Source organism: Paenibacillus sp. P4_A7, assembly GCF_056402455.1.
In genome coordinates this window covers 1-2,525 of the sequence record NZ_JBFUHJ010000624.1, presented here as the reverse complement: position 1 = coordinate 2,525, position 2,525 = coordinate 1, and the positions used below count along the sequence as shown (strand labels likewise).

General features: G+C 37.0%; 2 protein-coding genes. Both read left to right on the top strand.

Features of this window, described 5'->3' with window-relative positions:
* Positions 1-777: 777 nt before the first annotated feature.
* The gene (locus tag AC1DWN_RS32100) at positions 778-1,101 is read left to right on the top strand and encodes a hypothetical protein (RefSeq protein WP_477562901.1); all 324 of its coding nucleotides are present in this window, start codon (positions 778-780) and stop codon (positions 1,099-1,101) included.
* Positions 1,102-1,422: 321 nt separating this feature from the next.
* On the top strand, positions 1,423-2,217 hold the full coding sequence (locus AC1DWN_RS32095; protein ID WP_477562900.1) for a Cof-type HAD-IIB family hydrolase: 795 nt from the start codon (positions 1,423-1,425) through the stop codon (positions 2,215-2,217).
* Positions 2,218-2,525 lie beyond the last annotated feature (308 nt).

Here is a 2,525-nt window from a genome sequence, read left to right as displayed (position 1 = left end):
AAAATAGTAAAAAAATAGCATAGATATTCCGATATAATGAGGATTCTGTTAAAAGTAAATAAAGTATTGATATTTTTCAATATTTATAAGGTGCTGTTTTAGCCTGCCGTAGTAATGATAGGGTTTTTCCTTTTCCCAAGCCCAGAATAAGAGTCCCCATTGTACATTAAGAATCATTCGAACCATCTTTCGAAATTTAATCCAATTTCCTTCGCATTATCAACAATAACTTCTTACTCCAATATAGATAGCTGTTTTCTCTTTGGTAATCCTTATAATCTTTTGAATTGATGAAGAGCATATCACCATTATCGCTTCCTATTGGAAACCATCCATCGGGTATCAAATCTTTATAGTTGTACTCGATATGGTGCTGATAAATATCATAAATAAATTATCCGTCATTAAGCTAACGGGGAACGATAGTGTGGAGCTGCCGCAAGGACAGCTCCTCTTTGATGTTTCATTGAAGTACGGGGCAGTAAGTAATCTTCCATTACTCGCCCACAAACCGAACTCAAAAATTTGTATCCCCCATTGAAATAAGCTCGGTCATCGACTTTTTGAAGAAAGCATTATTTAGGGTCGATAGACTGTTTGTTTTTTATCAAGTTCGGAAACGAATGAGTTTTTCTCCTTGGATCCGGATGTAGATATCGAGTAAGAAGCTGCTTTAAATAAAGTTCTGAAAGAGTTTGTTGGTGTATAATAAGCAATAACTTTGATCAAACAGTAATTTTGTGAGGCGAAGAAAATTTATATACTGTGGTGATGAAATTGGCGATTTTAGAAAAACGTAAGCGAAAGATTGTAGTAAACAACCAAGAATTTTATTGGTATATCGGTAAAGACCCATATGATAAAATATTTGCAAAAGCGTTACATATTATTTCGCCAACCAAAGATTTTCTTGTAATATACCGACTTGATTTTGTTACAGAAGGAAGTATTTTTCCAAAGTTAGAAGTGATTAAAAGTAGTTATATTGAGCCTGGTTTTTATAATTTAAATGAAAATGTTCATGAGCAAGAAGTGACACCTAAATGTGTTAGTGAAATAATATCATTTTGTCTTTCAAGTAACTCAAACTTCGCCGAGTAAAATTGGCCATGACCGATGCGTTGAAGAAAGCAATTAGGATAACAGGCGATKTTATTCCGTCTACGAAGGGTACGTTATCATTATGAAAAAAATATGTATAGACRCTTACGTGTAAAAAATTATGGRRGAGGAATTTGTTTCATTGGACATCTGACGATTACGCTAACGGGAAACGATAGTTGAACAAATAAGGGGTAGTTTGCTGCGGCAGCTGCTCCCTTTCTTTATTAAGCTAACGGGCAGATTAATTCATTAGTGAGTCTAGCATCTCTCCTGGAATTAGGTTAATATTGGAAGAATTACTTGTGAGGAGAAATGCAGATGTCGGACATTCAGGCAATTGTATTAGACTTGGACGGAACATTGCTCGGCAGTGACAAATCCATATCACCTAGAAATTATCAGACTGTTAAAAGATGTTATGATACTGGAATTCATATTATTGTTGCCACGGCCCGACCTCCTAGAGCGGCTAATCAATTTGTAAAGAATTTTCCTTTTGTAGACTACTTGGTTTATTACAATGGTGCTCTAATGACATGCAAGTCTAAGCAAACTCAGCGGCACATTAGTATCTCAATGGAGACTAGCCAACAGATTAACAATTTCATCGAGTTACAGGCACCTCAATCGTTAATTTCATACGAGGTCAATGACTCATGGTATACGTGTACACCAATTCCCGACTCGCAACTTGGTCATTTCGGTATCCGTTCAAATGATCCTAAACCCCTGGTAGTTGATAAGGATATTATTAGTTCACTATCCCCGACCAAAATATTGGTTCATGGTTACAGCTCATGGAGGGATGTTATCGAGCAATTCGGCGACCATGTGAACGTAATCGCAACCGATGGGGGAGTATTGGTTCAAATCATGCACAAATCAGCCTCAAAGGAAGATGCCGTGCAATGGGTGCTTAATGATATCGGGGTGAAGTCAGAAAACGTAATGGTATTCGGGGATGACTTTAACGATTTAGGACTATTCCATAAGTGCGGATTTCCGATCGCTATGGAAAACGCGATAATTGAGCTGAAAAATTGTGCAAAACACATTACCGAATCAAATGATAATGATGGTGTTGCTGTTTCTCTTGAGAAATTTGTGCTGTGAATCACAAGTTGATAATGATTCAACTAACGGGAAACGTTAGTTCAATAGCACACAACGATGAGCAGGCACTGCGGTAGCCTGCTCGTTTTATTAAACTAACGGGCAGATTAACGAAATAATAATCTAGAAATACTTCCAGCAGTTATTGTTTAAAACAGGATAAATCGCTTGACCTTCCTGTTTCTGGAATCTTATAATGTTTATTGTAAGGAAATTGGCAAAGGAGTGTTAATATGAACCGTGTCGTTTTGTTTGATCTGGGTTCTCAGGATCCGGAAGGGGCAACTCAGTTTTATGCCAATGTGTTT